Below are 17,371 nucleotides of genomic sequence, written 5' to 3'. Positions count from 1 at the left end.
TTACGTGATGGATAAACCAGCACTTGCATAGCCTGCTACAGTATTCACTAAAGAAAGACCTGTAGCTGATGCCGAGAATACGACAAGTAATCTTGTTTCTGGTGTGACTGGTACATTTAGCCCTGTAGCAATTCCGTTTGAGATAGCGCCAAGCGTTAAAATTCCGGTTAATGCTGGAGCTAATGTGACACTTGCTACTTGAGTGAAGCTGTTATTTGGTGTTGGTGAAGCAAATAAGCTAGCTGTCACTGTAATACTCGTGCCAACTAGAGAAAGAGCGGCTGTCGTGCTAAAATAGCCCGCAAATGACGTAATGGTTCCTGCTCTTGGAACTGAGAACGCCATGTTTAACAATGTTCCTGCTGCTCCGGTTAAATCAATGATTCCGCCTACGATACTGACACCAGTTGCCGAGCTACCAAAGCCGACCAAGCTAGATGTACCAACGAGACCGCCTGCGATGGTTGTTAATGCGACAGGTAAACCTGATGCAAATGGGATAATCGCACTCGATCCTGTTGCACCAGTTGCGCCCGTGGCTCCTGTTCCTGTAGCCCCTGTTGCACCCGTATCTCCTGTGACTCCGGTGACTCCTGTTGCTCCGGTTGGACCCGTATCTCCCGTGGCTCCTGTTGCTCCGGTCGCTCCGGTTGCGCCGGTATCTCCGGTGGCTCCTGTCGCTCCGGTTGCGCCGGTATCTCCAGTAGCGCCGGTCGCTCCGGTTCCTGTTGCTCCGGTTGCGCCGGTATCTCCAGTAGCGCCGGTCGCTCCGGTTCCTGTTGCTCCCGTGGCTCCCGTATCTCCGGTGGCTCCTGTCGCTCCGGTTGCGCCGGTATCTCCGGTAGCACCTGTCGCTCCGGTTCCTGTTGCTCCCGTGGCTCCCGTATCTCCCGTGACTCCTGTCGCTCCGGTTGCGCCGGTATCTCCGGTGGCTCCTGTCGCTCCGGTTGCGCCGGTATCTCCGGTAGCACCGGTCGCTCCGGTTCCTGTTGCTCCCGTGGCTCCTGTCGCTCCGGTTGCGCCGGTATCTCCTGTAGCACCGGTCGCTCCGGTTCCTGTTGCTCCCGTGGCTCCCGTATCTCCTGTTGCTCCTGTTGCTCCTGTTGCTCCGGTGGCTCCTGTATCTCCTGTAGCGCCGGTCGCTCCGGTTCCTGTTGCTCCCGTGGCTCCTGTCGCTCCTGTTGCTCCTGTTGCTCCTGTTGCTCCGGTGGCTCCTGTATCTCCTGTAGCGCCGGTCGCTCCGGTTCCTGTTGCTCCCGTGGCTCCTGTCGCTCCGGTTGCGCCGGTATCTCCGGTGGCTCCTGTCGCTCCAGTTGCGCCGGTATCTCCGGTGGCTCCTGTCGCTCCGGTTCCTGTTGCTCCCGTGGCACCCGTATCTCCCGTGGCTCCTGTCGCTCCGGTTCCTGTTGCTCCCGTGGCACCCGTATCTCCCGTGGCTCCTGTCGCTCCGGTTGCGCCGGTATCTCCGGTGGCTCCTGTCGCTCCGGTAGCACCTGTATCTCCTGTAGCACCGGTCGCTCCGGTTCCTGTTGCTCCCGTGGCTCCCGTATCTCCGGTGGCTCCGGTCGCTCCGGTAGCACCTGTATCTCCTGTAGCACCGGTCGCTCCGGTTCCTGTTGCTCCCGTGGCTCCCGTATCTCCGGTGACTCCTGTCGCTCCGGTTGCACCTGTATCTCCTGTAGCACCGGTCGCTCCGGTTCCTGTTGCTCCCGTGGCTCCCGTATCTCCTGTGGCTCCTGTCGCTCCGGTTGCGCCGGTATCTCCAGTAGCGCCGGTCGCTCCGGTTCCTGTTGCTCCCGTGGCACCCGTATCTCCGGTGGCTCCGGTTGCGCCGGTATCTCCTGTAGCACCGGTCGCTCCGGTTCCTGTTGCTCCTGTGGCACCCGTACCTCCTGTGGCTCCGGTCGCTCCGGTTGCGCCGGTATCTCCTGTAGCACCGGTCGCTCCGGTTCCTGTTGCTCCTGTGGCACCCGTATCTCCGGTGGCTCCTGTCGCTCCGGTTGCGCCGGTATCTCCTGTAGCACCGGTCGCTCCGGTTCCTGTTGCTCCCGTGGCACCCGTATCCCCCGCAGCTGCTAGTAATGTATAATCTGGAGACGTACCTGGCGTACCTGTTGGTGAAGCTGTATTCGCCACATACGTACTTCCATCAAATGTCACCACTTGACCTTCTGGATAGGTTGGGGCATCCGCTGGATCAAATGCTACGATACCAGTTAAGCCTACACCGGTTGCGCCCGTTGCTCCTGCTGGACCCGCTGGGCCTACTGGACCCACTGGACCCGCCGGACCTGCTGGGCCTCTTCTTCCTCTTCCCCCTGGCGGTCCTTGAATGACACACACACAAGGATCTTTTCCGCAGCATGGATTTTTTACTGGTTTCCTTGGTTTGTCTGATTTACCTTTCTTACAACTATCACATTCCCAGCCATCATCCTTATACGCATCATACCAGCTTCCTTTTTGGTAGTGGTCTGTCGAATGAGTTGGGTATATCTTTCCGCATTGTCTACATTTTCTCATAGAATCACCCCAATCCATCGTATTCATCATGATCGATAAAGGTGTATGTACAATTTTATTTTTATCAAAAAATTTGAAAGGTCTTGCACTCTGCGTGCAAGGACCTCTCTCCATCGTTAAAATATCATCGTCATTTTTAAATCTTTTCCTACCATACTATATTCAATATCCGCTGGACGGATCGCCTCTTTTAGTTTTTTTACTCCTTCTCCTTCAAAAAAAGTAGGTGCATCTTTCCCTCCAATCAACAAAGGTGCCATATAGATAACAGCTTCGTTCACAAGTGATGCTTCTAAAAATGATGCACTCACACTGCCCCCTGCCTCTACAAGCACTGACATCACAGAGCGCTTCTTCAACAGGTGTAACACATCCTGAAGATCTGTCCGGTGTTCTCCGCTTGTGACAAATACTTGATGACCTTTTTGTATCAACTGTTGATACTTTTGATGATCATAATCTTGTGATGTACAAATTATGGTTTCTGCCCTATAATCTGTTAAGCATTTGGCATGAAGCGGTATCCTTAATGTTGAATCTAAAATGACACGAATGGGCTGATGGTTGAATGAATCCTTTACAATTAAGCCGGCATCATCTTGAATAATCGTTTCCACTCCTGTCAGCACCGCATCTGCTTCTTGACGTAAGCGCTGCACTTCTGTTCTCGCCTCTATTCCTGTGATCCATTTGCTTTCTTGCTCAGCCGTGGCAATTTTCCCATCTATCGAAATAGCTGATTTTAAAATGACATAAGGAAGGTTTGTTTGCATCAAATGAAAAAAAGGAGCATTTAAACGATCTGCTTCCTGTTTACATATACCTTGCTCCACTTCAATTCCAGCCTTTTTCAAAAAGGCAATTCCTTTACCTGCAACAACCGGATTCGGATCTTGGGTGGCAATCAGCACTTTCTTCACACCACTTTTGATGATCGCTTCGGTGCAAGGGCCTGTTTTTCCGTGATGTGTACAAGGTTCGAGTGTCACATACATGTCAGCTCCCTTCGCCTTTTCTCCTGCCATTTGTAGCGCATGAATTTCAGCATGAGGCTCGCCAGCCTTCATGTGCGCACCAATCCCAACAATCTCACCGCTCTGAACAATCACTGCACCAACAAGCGGATTGGGTGAGGTTTGTCCTTTCATCGCCTTCGCGTTGGCAATCGCCAGCTTCATATAAAAAACATCGTCTTTCATCTCGGACTCCTTTCTTCTCTCAAGGGAAAGAACTCCTTCAGAAAATGAAGGAGTTCTATTCTCATGTGCTATACTTTCTCAAGCCGTTTCTTTTCAGATCGATCATAGTAAGGCAAGGAATAAAACAGTTTATATGATGCTCGTTGTTTACAAAAACAGCATTTGCGACATTCATATTTATTAATGAGGAGCACATGCGGACAATTGAGTACAGTCAGACCTTTTTTCATATGTTCCTTGCAAACACTTATCATGAGAATCCCCCGCTTACATTCTTTTTCTTAATGAGAGATTACTTCTTTCGGAAATTGTTCAAATAAGCGCAGTACTTCCGTATGTGTGCCATCTTCTCGAATATGATAAATACCACCGTCATATGAGCTTGCATACACATCATCTCCTAGTTGTCTAATGGCACTAATACCATTCTTAGCAATTCGAATCGGACCTGTATTGACATCTAGCTCTGGATTCCATACCACAATATACCCCCAATAGTCTCCGCTCACAATATAGCCAGAGTCTGTCACAGTGATGGATTTAATGGAATATTGATGCTCGTTGTGCTGATTTAAAATTCTGCCTGTATGCAAATCAAACAATCGGACGTTTTTATCACGGCTGACAATGGCAATACGATCTCTTTTGCTATCAATAAATACATCATTTAACAGCTCTGTCGCCCCGATATATTCTGCTGTTAAGGACAAACTCTTTTTATCAAGAAGACAGATGGTTCCTTCAACTGCCGCTGTGATGATATGATCTCCTTCTACTTTTAATGCTTTGACCGCGCAATCATGTGCTTTAGAACGGCCAATTTCCTTTAAGTGTTCTGTCGAAATGACATGCACATAACCGCCATAAGTGCCGATATAAAATTGACGATCCTTCTCATGGAAATACACACTATTGACAGGACCTGTGTTGAGATCAAAAGAGACCATTTGCTGCAATGACTCGTGTACAATATGCACCTGACTCGCATGATCGCCCCATGCATAATAGCTTCCATCCCGTGCAACAGCCACTCCATTTGTGAGAACACCTGTTGATTTTGCTATTTCGATTCCATTCTTTCTGAATTTTCCGTCATCTGATGCAGTGATAATATCACCCGCTTCAGTCAACGCAATATCATTAATAGAAGGTGTCGCCAATTCCTGCTCATCAGAGATCACTTTTCCTTCTTGAATTGACCATTCACAATACGTTTTCCCAAAGCTGGCTCCTAAAATGGCTTGCTCGTCTTCTGTCCAAACAAGCGAGCGCTCCCATTGATATTTATGAGGCAGCAGCGTATCAATTAAATCACCGGTTTCATAATTCCACAGCTTAATTAAATGGTCATAACCCGCTGTAAGCAAGTAGTTACCGCTCGGAGAAAAATTCACACGTTTCACACCTTGTAAATGAGCTTTAATGATTTTTTTCTCCTGTAATGTAGCGGCATCATAAATGATGACCGTGCCATCGTCTCTACCAAGGGCGAATACTTCTTTTTGATTGCTGCCGCTGATGGTATCCAGCTCATAATCAAACGGGCCAATTTCACCTACAATTTCTCCTGTTTCATAGAGCCATACAAGGACATAGCCATCATCACCAGTTGTATAAGCTTTATCCTCATGAATCCATACAGCTAATACATCCTTGCTATGTCCATGAAATTCTCTTAAAATGGCTCCCGTTTCAATATCCCAAACTAAGCATCTTCTGTCTCTGGACACCGATACAAGAAGCGTATCCTGCTTTGCAAATGCGACAGCTTCCACGTCATCCGCATGACCATATAGCGTACGAATTCTTGTATGTGTGCTAGTATCATATAATTGAATGGTATAGTCTGACGATGCACTCGCTAAATACGTTCCATTTTCCGAAAGGGATAAAGAGTTGATGATATGCTCGTGACTGCCAATGAATGTTCCTTCTCCCGTGGCACGGTCCCATTTATAAATACAGCGGTCATAGCCACCTGTGTAGACAATTTGGTCATGCTGAGTTGATAAAACGGATGTAATCGGTCCTCTATGCATGGTTTTACACTCCCACCTTTATATGTTGTTTTTGACGAGTAACTACACGAAAACCAGTAAATCGAAAAACAGGGTCTGGGTGTTTCCCGTGTCTTCTTGCGACTCTGCATAAATCTCCGCCTCTTGCGAAGGAGCCACCTTTTAAAATGTAGTAATCACTGCCGAGTGTCTCGGTTAAATCATCTACAACCTCAATTCCGCCTTCATATATGTGATACTTGGTGTTGACCCATTCTTCGACATTGCCACCCATATCATATAGTCCAAATAGAGATCTTCCTTTTTCGTAATGACGGACAGGTGTCGTTTTTTCAATATTTGATTCGTGCGTATTACAGTAAGAGGGATCAAACTCATCTCCCCAAGGATATTGATGTCTCGTATTGCCCCGGGCAGCATATTCCCATTCTTCCTCAGTAGGGATCGATACCTCATATCCAAGCTTCCCGCTCAGCCACTGACAAAATGAGAAAGCTTCCTCGATGTCCATGCCCCAAGCTGGATGGTCTTTTCCCCCGCCAAGTTCTAGGTTCGTCAAGCTCTCTGGATAAGGCTTTCCTGTCTCGTCGCAATAGCTTTGATACCATTCATTGGTGACGACCGTATCTGAAATGAAAAATTCGCTCATATACGGCTGATAAGATGGAAATTCTTTGTACAGCCATTTTTGAAATTTTTTCTCACGGCCATAGGCTGGATTCAGAAGTTTGTCCTTCCAAAATTCTGATGCCTTTTTCATATCTTCTTCATTACTTCCAATCGTCGCATAGCCGCTTGGGATTTGAATCCAATTGATATCAGGTTTCACGCTTTTCTCCCGCCTTCTTTAAATAAACTCATCTACTGATTAATTAATTTCTTCTCATCGACCATATGCCCTGATGCTGCTTTTGCCTTTAAATATGCTTCATTATAGAGAGAGGCTTCTACCGTATGATCAAACCTTAAAACCGGAAGACCGTAAGCAGCAATGGAATCGACTTTATCTGGATTATTGGTTAAGAGATGCAATGGTTTCCCTTTGTTTAAATAGTGCAAGACAGCCGCTGCTTCCTCGTAATGCCGATCATCATCTCCGCAGCCGATCAACCTGTTCGCCTCAAATGTATCCAGTTTCATTTCCTGTAATTTATACGTGAAGGCTTTGGCCATTAGCCCAATAGAGCGCCCTTCTTGATTGGCCATATACACAAGCATGCCTTTTCCGTAATCGGTGATTTTTTTTAGCGATGATGCAAGCTGTGGACCGCAATCACATTTCAGTGACCCAAACACATCCCCTGTTTGGCAGACACTATGAATTCGCACAAGCGGCGGCACTTCATTTTCAAAGTCGCCAAAAAGGAGACAAGAGGAAAATGTTTGCTGCTCGGTACTCATTTGTACAATAGACTCAACCGTTGGTGTTGTATCAGCTTCTACAGACGCAAAGGCATACCATGTAAACTGCACTTCTTCATGTTCAATAGAGATCGGCAGGTTCACTGGCCCCACGAGCAAATAGTGTTTTTCTTGAAATGTAAAATGATGAATCATTGATTGTAGTTCAGCTACAAACTTGTTCATTTGTCTCCCCCTATTCATCACTGCACCCCATTGAACTCTCTCAGCGCAGTGATGGCGTGATGAATATGTGTATGCACTCCCTTTGCATCCTGAGCACCGGTTCCAGCTAGAATCATGGCTCAGGAGAAATTTCCTGTCATACTGGCTGAATAGATGTGCGATGCCAATCATCCATCAGTACCTTTCATAAAGACTCTTTTTAGACTGTCACTTGTCCAGTACAAAGGAGCAGAAATCGAGCTTCATACGCTGTATTCTCTGTAAGAGAGCAACACCATTTGATGATTCTTGAATGGAAACTGACATGCTCTTTCTCTAAAAGAATATCTCTGCTAGCTTCGAGCTGCTTTCTCCTTTACTAGAAGCTCTGGTTCTTCAAATGCACGTCATCCGGTTGTACCCTTTGATTGGATGAATAGTCCGTACTTCAATTCAGCTACATTGATTGAAGCATGACACCCGCCTAGGTATGCACCAAGAACCATCACATCAAACATCGCGTTTATCCTCCTTTGCACTAGATTTTGACAGCAATGACATGATGCTGGCTGATCCCAGCCTTCGCTTGTAATGGTGTAATCGAAACGTGCTCAAGTCCTGATGTACAAATCTTTTCTCCAAGCTGAGTATCTGAGAATGAAAAATGGAAGCGTCCATCTTCTCCGATTAAGCCTGTTTTCCACTCTTCTCCCCATACAACAAGGGAAAACACACCACCTTCATGAAGCAGCGAGGAAATCTGCTTTAAGTATCGTTCGTGGTCATCAGGGTGCTGATGGTGAAAGCAGCCATGATCTAAAATCAGATCAAACGTCAGCTCGCGCCCTTGATTCATCGACCAGGACATAAAATCTTGATGATAAAAATGGACAGGAACCTCTTTTCTCTTCTTTAATCCTTGCCATTCCTCATGCTCATAAAGATCAATGCCGGTATATGCCGACAGTCCTTGTAAATGTTCAAGAGCCCTGCCGTTCCCGCAGCCGATATCCAGCACCGAAGCAAGTGCATCCTTTTCCCTGGAACGCCATGCCTTCAGAGACATCACAGCAGCGTCTGTTAATGATGGATCAGTGGACCACATATCTGTTCTTTGCTCATAGTGTTCTTGAAAAGCCATGCGCATTTTCTCTAAATACAACCCGCTGTCTTCATGATACAAAGCCTTTTTCATCACGTGACCTCCTTCAATTCACAATCACCTTTCCTAATAAAGGTGGTTTTCAAGCAAAAAGCCTTATGATAAAATGAAAGATGGATTTTTTAGGAAATCTGTTTTCTGAAAAAGGAGAGAAGCATCCCACATGTCACTCTTCTTTTTCAGCACTCATCTTCACATACAACCACAGCCATTCAACTGTTACAGCGCCTCAGTTTGTTATACATTTTCTTCATATGGGTTCACCTCCTTAACATCGTTTAGAAAGCGCTTTCTTTATGATGATCCTCTGAATACCCTGAATCATATCATTGAGAAATAGGCATAGTAGAAAGACGAATCTACCATTCTAAACTATCTTTCATCTATTCTTTTTTGTCTAATAGATATTTCTTCAGTATCGCTCTGCCTCAGAAGCGCTCTCCCTTAGGTCTTAATGCATCATCATTTACCGAATTGATCCTGAAATCCACCTATCGAAAATTTAACAACTACTTCCATAATAACTTGATTAAGCCAAATATATTGTTTTTAGATTATTTTGTCAACAAATTATTTCCTAAACATTAGAATGATTTTCTAATTGAAAATACAGGTATATTTCGTGGTTTTTTGACCTTAAAACACTTATTTCTACACAAAAATACAACTTAAACCAATAGAACTAAGAAATTTATCTACTAAATTACACAAGATTTTTATTTCATTTTGAAATAAAAATAAAGATATCATAATTATTTCCCGAATGGTTTTTTGTGATATTTTCACTACTTTTTTCATTTTTTTGATGGTACCCTTTGATATTTCTATATTTTCAATTAGACATTTTACTGTTTATCCCAATTTTTCAACCTTTCTTATTATAGTGAAAAAGACAGATGGTAGATTTTAATTATCGCAGCATGAAAAAAAGCCCCTTACAAAAGTAAGAGGCTTTTTACAATGGCATTTATGCCCAATTTTTCACTTTTTCATGGTCAGTCACAAAGAGAAGAACTTTTCCTTCGTCTAAATGTTCTTCAAATGTCTCAGCTTCTTCTTTTGAGAAACCAATTTCGTGAATCTTATTGCGGAGTTCATCTCCCTTTTTGCTAAAGATGTTTCCAACCGCATGCTTGAGTCCAACTTCTTTTGGACCTATCGTATTGGCATCTGTGTTGCTTGCAATACGCTCAGTTCGATCATCGTCATGGGACAGAACATAAATGTCCTCTCTTGCAACACCGAGTTGTTTTAATTGCTCCACATCTCTTTGAAGTGTTTCATCATTTGAATACTCTCTTACAACAGGTTTCATTTATTATTCCTCCTTTAACGTCTTACGAATCTTTTACCCGTCACTTTTGTCATTAAACCTTCCTCCAGCACATCCATTTTTACTCTGTGAACTTAATGCGTCTATGGACTTATTTTTGACAAAAAGACTGTGAATATGACTAAATTTTCTGAAAAATCGTATTCATTCCTTGTCATTTGTTGTACAATTCTTATACTGGAGGCTAGAAATGAGGTGGAGCTGATGTATTATTTTTCAGCTGAGCAGCAGTTTAATGCATGGGTTGTCAGTGATTTGGTGAAACAGCTTTTTCAAAAATGGAATCCTGAAGAATCAAAAGCAAAGCCGCTTACTTTGTTTGCTGAACAGCACTTTCACATCTGCATCGATTATCTCTTTTCTATTATTATTAACATTGGAGATATCGAGTCAATCGAACAAGATCCACAAGACCTGTTGTCCTCATATTTAAATATCCTTTTTCCTTTTGTGACGCACGATATGATGAAAGCCTCCATGCAAAATGCAAATGAATATTTGTTAAAAGAACGTGATGCGGATGAGTATCAACTGTTTGGTTGTCTCCCGCCGCTCCTTTCTGTCTCTCTTCAAAAAAAGTAGTCCCCTTCTTTTAGATGGTGGCTGCTTTTTTGTATGTGCTTGGAAAAGACCGTATGTTTTGAACGAAAAGAAGCATCATGTTAATGTAAATCTAGGTTGCAAGTGAAAGGGAGGATTTGACATGAGTCAACAAAAACAAATTCAATTAGCAAAACGTCCAAAAGGGTTACCTACTAAAGATGTTTTTCATTTTGAAACAGTTGATATACCAACGCCGCAAGATGGCGAAGTCTTGATTCAAACGAAATATGTGTCTGTAGATCCTTACATGAGAGGACGAATGCAAGATACAAAATCCTATACACCTCCGTTTAAACTCAATGAAGTGATCTAGGGTGGAGTGGTCGGAGAAGTCGTCGAGTCCAAATCTCCTCAATTTGAGAAAGGTGATTTTGTACTTGGATTCCTTGGCTGGCAGGAATATTCTACTGCCAAAGCAGAGTCTCTGACAAAAATTGATCCATCCATTGCGCCGTTATCTTATTACTTAGGTATTTTGGGCATGCCAGGACAAACCGCCTATTTTGGACTTCTTGCGATTGGTCAGCCAAAAGAAGGCGAAACTGTTGTCATTTCTGGAGCCGCAGGTGCCGTTGGTTCTGTTGTCGGACAGATCGCTAAAATCAAAGGTGCCCACGTCGTTGGAATTGCCGGATCTGATGATAAGCTGGCTTATTTAAAAGAACTGGGCTTTGATGAAACCATTAATTATAAAACAACAAATGATTTAGATGACGCCATTGCAAAAGCCTGTCCAAACGGTGTCGATGTGTATTTTGACAATGTGGGCGGCGAAATCTCTGATGCTGTAATGAATCATTTGAACCGTTTTGCACGTATTCCAGTCTGCGGCGCCATTTCTTCTTATAACATTAGTGCAAGCGAAGACATTGGCCCTCGTGTGCAAACAAAACTCATTAAAACAAGTGCATTGATGCAGGGCTTCATTGTTGCCAACTACTCTGATCGTTTTGAAGAGGCGGCAAAAGATCTCGCACAATGGGTAAAAGAAGACAAACTGACTTACAAAGAAACCATTATCGAAGGTTTTGACCACATTCCAGATGCATTCCTTGGACTATTCAAAGGGGAAAATGTCGGAAAACAACTTGTCAAAGTTTCATAAAAAGAAAGGACCCTCCATGTGGGAGGGTCCTTTTTTTATGCTTGCTTGGGCGCAAGGTGCAGCTGACCTTGCTTATAAACAATTTCCTGAAGCGAAAGATTTAGCTTTTTCGCCATTTTTTTAAGCATTGAATGCTCTTGAGATGTGACTAGGCTGATAACAGCCCCTTCTTTTCCTGCGCGACCGGTTCTGCCTGAACGGTGGATATAGCCTTCTTCGTTTGGCAGGTCGGCATGGATCACGTAAGGCAGATCGTCAATATCGATCCCTCTTGCTGCGATATCTGTTGCAAGAAGAAGCGGGAATTCACGCTGTTCAAAAGCCTTTAAGATGACAGCACGCTCTGCTTTTTTCGCTTCACTGTGAAGCACACCAAGGTCGACATGGTGATACGCTAATTTTTCTGCATAAATGCTCAAATTCGTAATATCTCGCACAAAGACGAGTGCCTGCATATCCTCAAGCCGTGATAGCTTTTGCAGTAATTTCACCTTGTCGCGCTGATCACATAACAGGTAATAATGCCCTACCTTCTGCGCTTCTTCTTGGCTTCTGCTAATTCTCAATACCTCTGGTTCAGATGCAATGTCTTTGATCAGTTGAACGGTTTCCTCTTTCAACGTCGCAGAGAAACAAAGGATTTGTCTTTCTTTTAATGTGGATTTAATGATCGCTTGGATCGTTTTCATATGCTCTGGGACAAGAAGCTGGTCTGCCTCGTCTAACACGATCGTTTTCACTTCATGCATTTTCAGTTTCTTGATTTTGATTAACTCTTGTACGCGACCCGGTGTCGCCACCACGATATTCGGGTGTTTTTTTAGCTTTTCCTGCTGCTTCTTGATGTTTGCCCCGCCTATTAAGGAAATAGCTTTGATGTCTGAACCTTGTTTGAACTCTTGCACGACATCAAAAATTTGCATCACAAGCTCTCTTGAAGGTGCCAAGATTAAGACTTGCGGGTGTTTGATACTCACATCAATTTTATTTAAAAGCGGCAGAACATACGCTAGGGTCTTCCCTGTTCCAGTCGGTGATTCTGCGATCACATCGCGTTTTTCCGTAATCCACTCTGCTGTTTGTTCTTGTATCGCTGTTGGCTTCTCAAAGCCAGCCGCTTCAAAGTTCTTTTGAATAAATGGCTTTGCTTCTTTCAAAAATGCCCAATTTTCCGTCATGTTGATCTCCTTTATCCTCATTCAATCTATCCTTAAGTATCTCAAAATCAGCTTTGAAACGCAATTTTTCTTTTGATGCTTTTATCGAGCCGTACAGTTCGATATAATCATGAGAGGCACTAGCCGTTTTGAATCTATTTGAGGTGTAAAAAATGATATTATCTGTTAAAGATTTAAGTCATGGCTTTGGCGACAGAGCCATTTTCCACGAAGTCTCCTTCCGGTTATTAAAAGGCGAGCATGTCGGCTTGATCGGCGCCAACGGTGAAGGAAAGTCAACGTTTATGAATATTATTACTGGCAAGCTTGAGCCAGATGCAGGAAAGGTCGAATGGGCAAAAAATGTCCGTGTCGGCTACCTCGATCAGCATACCGTGCTTGAAAAAGGAAGAACCATTCGTGAAGTCCTTCAAGATGCATTCCATTATTTATTCTCAATGGAAGCCGCAATGAATGACATTTACGAAAAAATGGGTGAAGCAGATCCTGATGAGCTAGAAAAGCTTTTAGAAGAAGTAGGCGTCATTCAGGATGCCCTGACGAACAATGATTTTTATATCATTGATTCCAAGGTAGAGGAAATTGCAAGAGGTCTTGGGTTAACAGATCTCGGGCTGGACCGCGATGTGACAGAGCTGAGCGGCGGACAGCGGACAAAAGTACTGCTTGCGAAATTGCTGTTAGAGAAGCCTGAAATTCTCCTTCTTGACGAGCCGACCAACTATTTAGATGAACAGCATATTGAGTGGCTGAAGCGCTATTTGCAGGAATATGAAAATGCATTTATCCTCATTTCACATGATATCCCGTTCCTAAACAGTGTCATTAACTTGATTTATCATGTTGAAAATCAAGAACTCACGCGATACGTTGGTGATTATGATCAATTTAAACAAGTGTACGAAGTGAAAAAGCAGCAGCTAGAGGCAGCGTATAAAAGGCAGCAACAAGAAGTAGCTGAACTAAAGGATTTCGTCGCGAGAAACAAAGCACGTGTCAGCACTCGAAATATGGCGATGTCTCGTCAAAAGAAACTCGATAAAATGGACATGATTGAATTAGCAGCAGAAAAACCAAAACCAGAATTCCACTTTAAACCTGCACGCACATCAGGGAAATTGATTTTTGAAACGAAGGATTTAGTCATTGGGTATGACGAACCGCTCTCTCGTCCATTGAATTTAAAAATGGAACGCGGGCAGAAAATTGCGTTATACGGTGCCAACGGTATCGGAAAAACGACACTGCTCCGAAGTCTTCTTGGAGAAATCTCCCCCATTTCTGGTGAGGTGGAACGCGGAGAATTCCTGCATATAGGCTACTTTGAACAAGAAGTAAAAGAGCAAAACAGCAACACTTGTATCGAAGAGGTGTGGAGCACCTTCCCATCGTACACACAATATGAAGTCAGAGCTGCCCTTGCCAAATGCGGTTTAACGACAAAACATATTGAAAGCCGTGTGTCTGTTTTAAGTGGTGGTGAAAAAGCGAAGGTCCGCCTTTGTAAGCTGATCAATGAAGAAACCAACCTACTTGTTCTCGATGAGCCGACAAACCACTTGGATGTCGATGCCAAAGAAGAATTAAAGCGCGCGTTAAAAGAATATAAAGGCAGCGTCCTATTGATTTCCCACGAACCTGAATTTTATCAAGATGTGGCCACTGAAACTTGGAATTGTGAATCCTGGACAACCAAAGTATTATAACGACAAAAAAGCCTCATATCTTTTCAAAAGATATGAGGCTTTTTTCTATTAATGACCTGCCTGGATATTCACCAAATGCTTACGGCCAAGAAGCAGGATGACCATTCCTAAGAGAACAACAGCCGCCCCTACATAATAAGGGGTGCTTGCTGTGTAAGTTTCAGCGAGAACTCCCGCAATCCAAGGCGCAATCGCACCACCAATAAATCGTACAGCACTGTATGAAGATGATGCAATTGAACGCTCAACAGGAGCTGATCCCATCACAGCCGTCGTAAGCACCGTATTGATCATGCCGAGGATTCCCCCAGCAATGACAATACCGCAAATGACCACGACCACATGTGATGTCCATATTCCAATGCCGAATAAAATCACAGCAAACGAAGCAAAGAGAACAACAAGAGCTGTTAATGTACCCAATTTACGATGAATGACCGGCGCTGAGAAGACAGATGTCACAGCCAAAAATAATCCCCATCCAAAAAAGACATAGCCAAGACCATGCTCATCAAGATGAAGCACAAATGGCGAATAAGCTAGAAGAACAAAGAATCCAAAATTATATAAGAAAGCAGCAGATGCCATCGTTAAAAGCCCCTTATATTTCAAGGCTCCAACAGCTTCAAATAACTTCACCTTTTTCTGCGGCTTTTGCATAGGTGGCAGCATAAAGGTAATGGCTAAAAGAGCAACAAGCATTAACACCGCAACGCCAAAGAATGGACCGCGCCAAGAGATCGTCCCAAGCTCTCCGCCAAGCAGCGGTCCAACCGAAATCCCAAGACCTAGTGCAGCCTCGTATAAAATAATGGCCTTCGCACTTCCTCCAACAGACACGCCGACAATGACAGAGAGAGCCGTTGAAATGAATAAGGCATTCCCAATGCCCCATCCCCCTCTAAAGCCGATTAATTCATTAATCGTTGAAGAGGTACCCCCTAAAGCAGAAAAGACAATAATAAAAATAAGTCCGATTAATAACGTCCATTTCGCACCAATCCGACTAGAAATAAAACCGGTAAAAAACATCACAAAGCCGGTGACAAGCAAATAGCTCGTAAATAAAAGAGAGACCTGACTTGGAGATGCATCTAATTGTGATGCAATGGCTGGCAAAATCGGGTCTACAAGCCCTATGCCCATAAATGAAATCACACAAGCAAAGGCCACCGCCCAGACGGCTTTTGGCTGTCTAAGCAGACTCGTACGCTGTTTCAATACTTCTTCTTCCTTCATTCCATCAGAACCTTTCCTACAGTTGTTTAACAAAATAAAATAAACACACTGAGGTGTTTATTTTATTTTGTTGACAAAGGGCTAAAATGAACTTTATTTTAGCTCTTTGTCTTCTTTTTCAGCGTGATAGAAAACCTTTGCAGTCTAGGAAGGACGAGCACTGGAGCGGAGCGAATTTGGCATTCGTGAGCACCAGAGCGCAGGACTGACAAAGAATGCGAGGGTTTGTCTACACGCTGAAATAAACACGCTGAGGTGTTTATTTTTGTAATTGCTCAATCGCATGAGCCGCTCTTTCTTTCATCATTTCAAGATCCTTTTTAAAGGATTGAATCGTTTCTAGCTTTTTTGTAATCAATTGATGCTGCACAGTCAGCTGCGCATCAATATCTAACAGTTTCTCTAATCGTTCCTTCGGGTCAAGTGACAGCAAGTAGCCTTCTTTATTCAGCTCAAGCTGTTTTCCGATTTCCATAAACGATTGAAGCTCTTGTAAAGAAAATCCAAGTACTTCTTTGGCCTGCATCACTTTCTCCAGTTCTTCCATGTCATCCTCTGAGTAAAGTCTGACACCGCCCTCTGTCCGCTTTGGTGCTGATAATAAACCAATCTCTTCATAGAAACGAATCGTCCGTTTCGTCAGACCGCTTCTTTTCGCCACTTGATCAATTTTCATCCATTCCATCGCCAGTGCCTCCTGCTCATCAATTCATGTTTTATTATACACCTTTATAACCTTAACGTAAACGTTAATGTTTGATCACTTGATTTCTGTTGTGGTTTGATGCGGAATAAATAGGAATCATTACGTTTTAAAGGAGGTACCCTATGCGTTCATTTCCATCCAAAAAAGAACGTCACGCACAATTCGGTTCTGTCCCGCCAAGCGCTAGAACAAAACCTTGTCAAAAAGAGAACATGATAGACATCCAACAAACCGAACAGGACTTTTATTTTGATCTGGAACAGGTCGGAATTTGCCGTGTGTCGTACCCTGTACATATTTTGTCTAAAACGGCTCCACAGCACCAAACCTCTTCCGCTAATTTTACGCTGAGTACATATTTGCCAGCTCATCAAAAAGGCATTCATATGAGCCGTCTCACCGAGCAGCTTCACTCATTTTATGAGAGCGGAAAGCCGGTTGATGTGGATTCCTTAAAAGAATTGACCGCACAGCTTGCCACGCAAATGAATCAGCCTTCTGCCTCGATTCAAGTTTCCTTTCCGTGGTACATGGAAAAAAAGAGTCCCATCAGCGGAAAGTCCGGTTTGATGCATGCAGACGTGCAATATGTCATCCACTTTCATGAAGAAAACGGATGGATTTGTCATATTGGCTGCACTGCTCAAGTGACAACGTTATGTCCTTGTTCAAAAGAAATCAGTGAATACGGCGCACATAATCAGCGCGGCACTGTATCTATTCAGGTAGAGCTGTTTGAACAAGGTCAACTCCCTGATGACATGAAAGCAGATCTACTGCAGATCATCGAGTCTAATGCGAGTGCGCCCCTTTACCCTGTACTCAAAAGACCAGATGAAAAACAAGTGACAGAAGAGGCCTATGAAAATCCACGTTTTGTAGAGGATGTTGCGAGGTTAATTACAGCAGAGCTATATGAACAAAACTGGATTAAAGGCTTTCAAATTGAGTGTCGAAATGAAGAATCCATTCATCAGCACGATGCTTATGCCAAATGTTCTTATCAAAAAAAACTGTAGATTGTCTCTACAGT

13 protein-coding genes and 1 pseudogene are annotated in these 17,371 nt (G+C 43.9%); 4 read left to right on the top strand and 10 right to left on the bottom strand.

What is annotated here, in order from left to right:
* The 7 genes from M2353_RS03690 to M2353_RS03660 form a co-directional block, all read right to left on the bottom strand.
* A complete protein-coding gene (locus M2353_RS03690; RefSeq protein ID WP_284724971.1) occupies positions 1–2,523 on the bottom strand; it encodes an exosporium glycoprotein BclB-related protein in 2,523 nt (840 codons plus the stop codon).
* 116 nt (positions 2,524–2,639) lie between these two features.
* Complete coding sequence (gene ribD / locus M2353_RS03685) at positions 2,640–3,722, bottom strand: bifunctional diaminohydroxyphosphoribosylaminopyrimidine deaminase/5-amino-6-(5-phosphoribosylamino)uracil reductase RibD (RefSeq protein WP_284724970.1); 1,083 nt, start codon at positions 3,720–3,722, stop codon at positions 2,640–2,642.
* Between the two features lie 281 nt (positions 3,723–4,003).
* A complete protein-coding gene (locus tag M2353_RS03680) occupies positions 4,004–5,761 on the bottom strand; it encodes a WD40 repeat domain-containing protein (protein ID WP_284724969.1) in 1,758 nt (585 codons plus the stop codon).
* A gap of 4 nt (positions 5,762–5,765) precedes the next feature.
* Positions 5,766–6,569: a formylglycine-generating enzyme family protein gene (locus M2353_RS03675; RefSeq protein WP_024718589.1), complete on the bottom strand. Its 804-nt coding sequence runs from the start codon at positions 6,567–6,569 to the stop codon at positions 5,766–5,768.
* A 32-nt stretch (positions 6,570–6,601) separates the two neighbouring features.
* Positions 6,602–7,327 (bottom strand): GTP cyclohydrolase II, encoded by a 726-nt coding sequence (locus tag M2353_RS03670; protein ID WP_017360404.1) that lies wholly within the window; start codon positions 7,325–7,327, stop codon positions 6,602–6,604.
* 517 nt (positions 7,328–7,844) lie between these two features.
* Entirely contained in the window at positions 7,845–8,501 is a 657-nt protein-coding gene (locus M2353_RS03665) for a class I SAM-dependent methyltransferase (RefSeq protein WP_284724968.1), read from the bottom strand.
* A gap of 934 nt (positions 8,502–9,435) precedes the next feature.
* Positions 9,436–9,783 (bottom strand): YflT domain-containing protein, encoded by a 348-nt coding sequence (locus M2353_RS03660; protein ID WP_017360406.1) that lies wholly within the window; start codon positions 9,781–9,783, stop codon positions 9,436–9,438.
* 222 nt (positions 9,784–10,005) lie between these two features.
* On the opposite strand from M2353_RS03660, the gene M2353_RS03655 reads away from it, so the two are divergent.
* Both M2353_RS03655 and M2353_RS03650 read left to right on the top strand, forming a co-directional pair.
* Positions 10,006–10,383 carry a YfmB family protein gene (locus M2353_RS03655; protein WP_017366799.1) on the top strand — a complete coding sequence of 126 codons (378 nt, stop codon included), beginning with the start codon at positions 10,006–10,008 and terminating at the stop codon, positions 10,381–10,383.
* Positions 10,384–10,504: 121 nt separating this feature from the next.
* Positions 10,505–11,509, top strand: a pseudogene (locus M2353_RS03650) (NADP-dependent oxidoreductase).
* Between the two features lie 35 nt (positions 11,510–11,544).
* Here the strand turns inward: M2353_RS03650 and M2353_RS03645 are convergent.
* Positions 11,545–12,687, bottom strand: coding sequence for a DEAD/DEAH box helicase (locus tag M2353_RS03645; RefSeq protein ID WP_159159447.1), 1,143 nt, complete (start codon positions 12,685–12,687; stop codon positions 11,545–11,547).
* A gap of 152 nt (positions 12,688–12,839) precedes the next feature.
* Between M2353_RS03645 and M2353_RS03640 the strand changes: the two genes are divergently transcribed.
* Positions 12,840–14,393, top strand: coding sequence for an ABC-F family ATP-binding cassette domain-containing protein (locus tag M2353_RS03640; RefSeq protein WP_008343192.1), 1,554 nt, complete (start codon positions 12,840–12,842; stop codon positions 14,391–14,393).
* A gap of 48 nt (positions 14,394–14,441) precedes the next feature.
* Here the strand turns inward: M2353_RS03640 and M2353_RS03635 are convergent, their stop codons facing one another.
* Positions 14,442–15,632 carry an MFS transporter gene (locus tag M2353_RS03635; RefSeq protein WP_039168586.1) on the bottom strand — a complete coding sequence of 397 codons (1,191 nt, stop codon included), beginning with the start codon at positions 15,630–15,632 and terminating at the stop codon, positions 14,442–14,444.
* Between the two features lie 259 nt (positions 15,633–15,891).
* Positions 15,892–16,317 carry a MerR family transcriptional regulator gene (locus tag M2353_RS03630; protein ID WP_017366797.1) on the bottom strand — a complete coding sequence of 142 codons (426 nt, stop codon included), beginning with the start codon at positions 16,315–16,317 and terminating at the stop codon, positions 15,892–15,894.
* Between the two features lie 143 nt (positions 16,318–16,460).
* Between M2353_RS03630 and folE2 the strand changes: the two genes are divergently transcribed.
* Positions 16,461–17,357, top strand: a complete 897-nt coding sequence (folE2, locus tag M2353_RS03625; protein WP_284724967.1) for a GTP cyclohydrolase FolE2 — start codon at positions 16,461–16,463, stop codon at positions 17,355–17,357.
* Positions 17,358–17,371 lie beyond the last annotated feature (14 nt).

The sequence above is a fragment of the Bacillus aerius genome (assembly GCF_029894105.1).
GTDB classification, from domain to species: Bacteria; Bacillota; Bacilli; order Bacillales; family Bacillaceae; genus Bacillus; species Bacillus altitudinis.
This window is presented reverse-complemented; position numbering and strand designations above follow the sequence as displayed.

Excerpts from the sequence above, each read along its gene's own strand:
- M2353_RS03690 (WP_284724971.1), bottom strand. The coding sequence starts at position 2,523 with ATGAGAAAATGTAGACAATGCGGAAAGATATACCCAACTCATTCGACA.
- ribD (WP_284724970.1), bottom strand. The coding sequence starts at position 3,722 with ATGAAAGACGATGTTTTTTATATGAAGCTGGCGATTGCCAACGCGAAG.
- M2353_RS03680 (WP_284724969.1), bottom strand. The coding sequence starts at position 5,761 with ATGCATAGAGGACCGATTACATCCGTTTTATCAACTCAGCATGACCAA.
- M2353_RS03670 (WP_017360404.1), bottom strand. The coding sequence starts at position 7,327 with ATGAACAAGTTTGTAGCTGAACTACAATCAATGATTCATCATTTTACA.
- M2353_RS03665 (WP_284724968.1), bottom strand. The coding sequence starts at position 8,501 with ATGAAAAAGGCTTTGTATCATGAAGACAGCGGGTTGTATTTAGAGAAA.
- M2353_RS03660 (WP_017360406.1), bottom strand. The coding sequence starts at position 9,783 with ATGAAACCTGTTGTAAGAGAGTATTCAAATGATGAAACACTTCAAAGA.
- M2353_RS03655 (WP_017366799.1), top strand. The coding sequence starts at position 10,006 with ATGTATTATTTTTCAGCTGAGCAGCAGTTTAATGCATGGGTTGTCAGT.
- M2353_RS03645 (WP_159159447.1), bottom strand. The coding sequence starts at position 12,687 with ATGACGGAAAATTGGGCATTTTTGAAAGAAGCAAAGCCATTTATTCAA.
- M2353_RS03640 (WP_008343192.1), top strand. The coding sequence starts at position 12,840 with ATGATATTATCTGTTAAAGATTTAAGTCATGGCTTTGGCGACAGAGCC.
- M2353_RS03635 (WP_039168586.1), bottom strand. The coding sequence starts at position 15,632 with ATGAAGGAAGAAGAAGTATTGAAACAGCGTACGAGTCTGCTTAGACAG.
- M2353_RS03630 (WP_017366797.1), bottom strand. The coding sequence starts at position 16,317 with ATGGAATGGATGAAAATTGATCAAGTGGCGAAAAGAAGCGGTCTGACG.
- folE2 (WP_284724967.1), top strand. The coding sequence starts at position 16,461 with ATGCGTTCATTTCCATCCAAAAAAGAACGTCACGCACAATTCGGTTCT.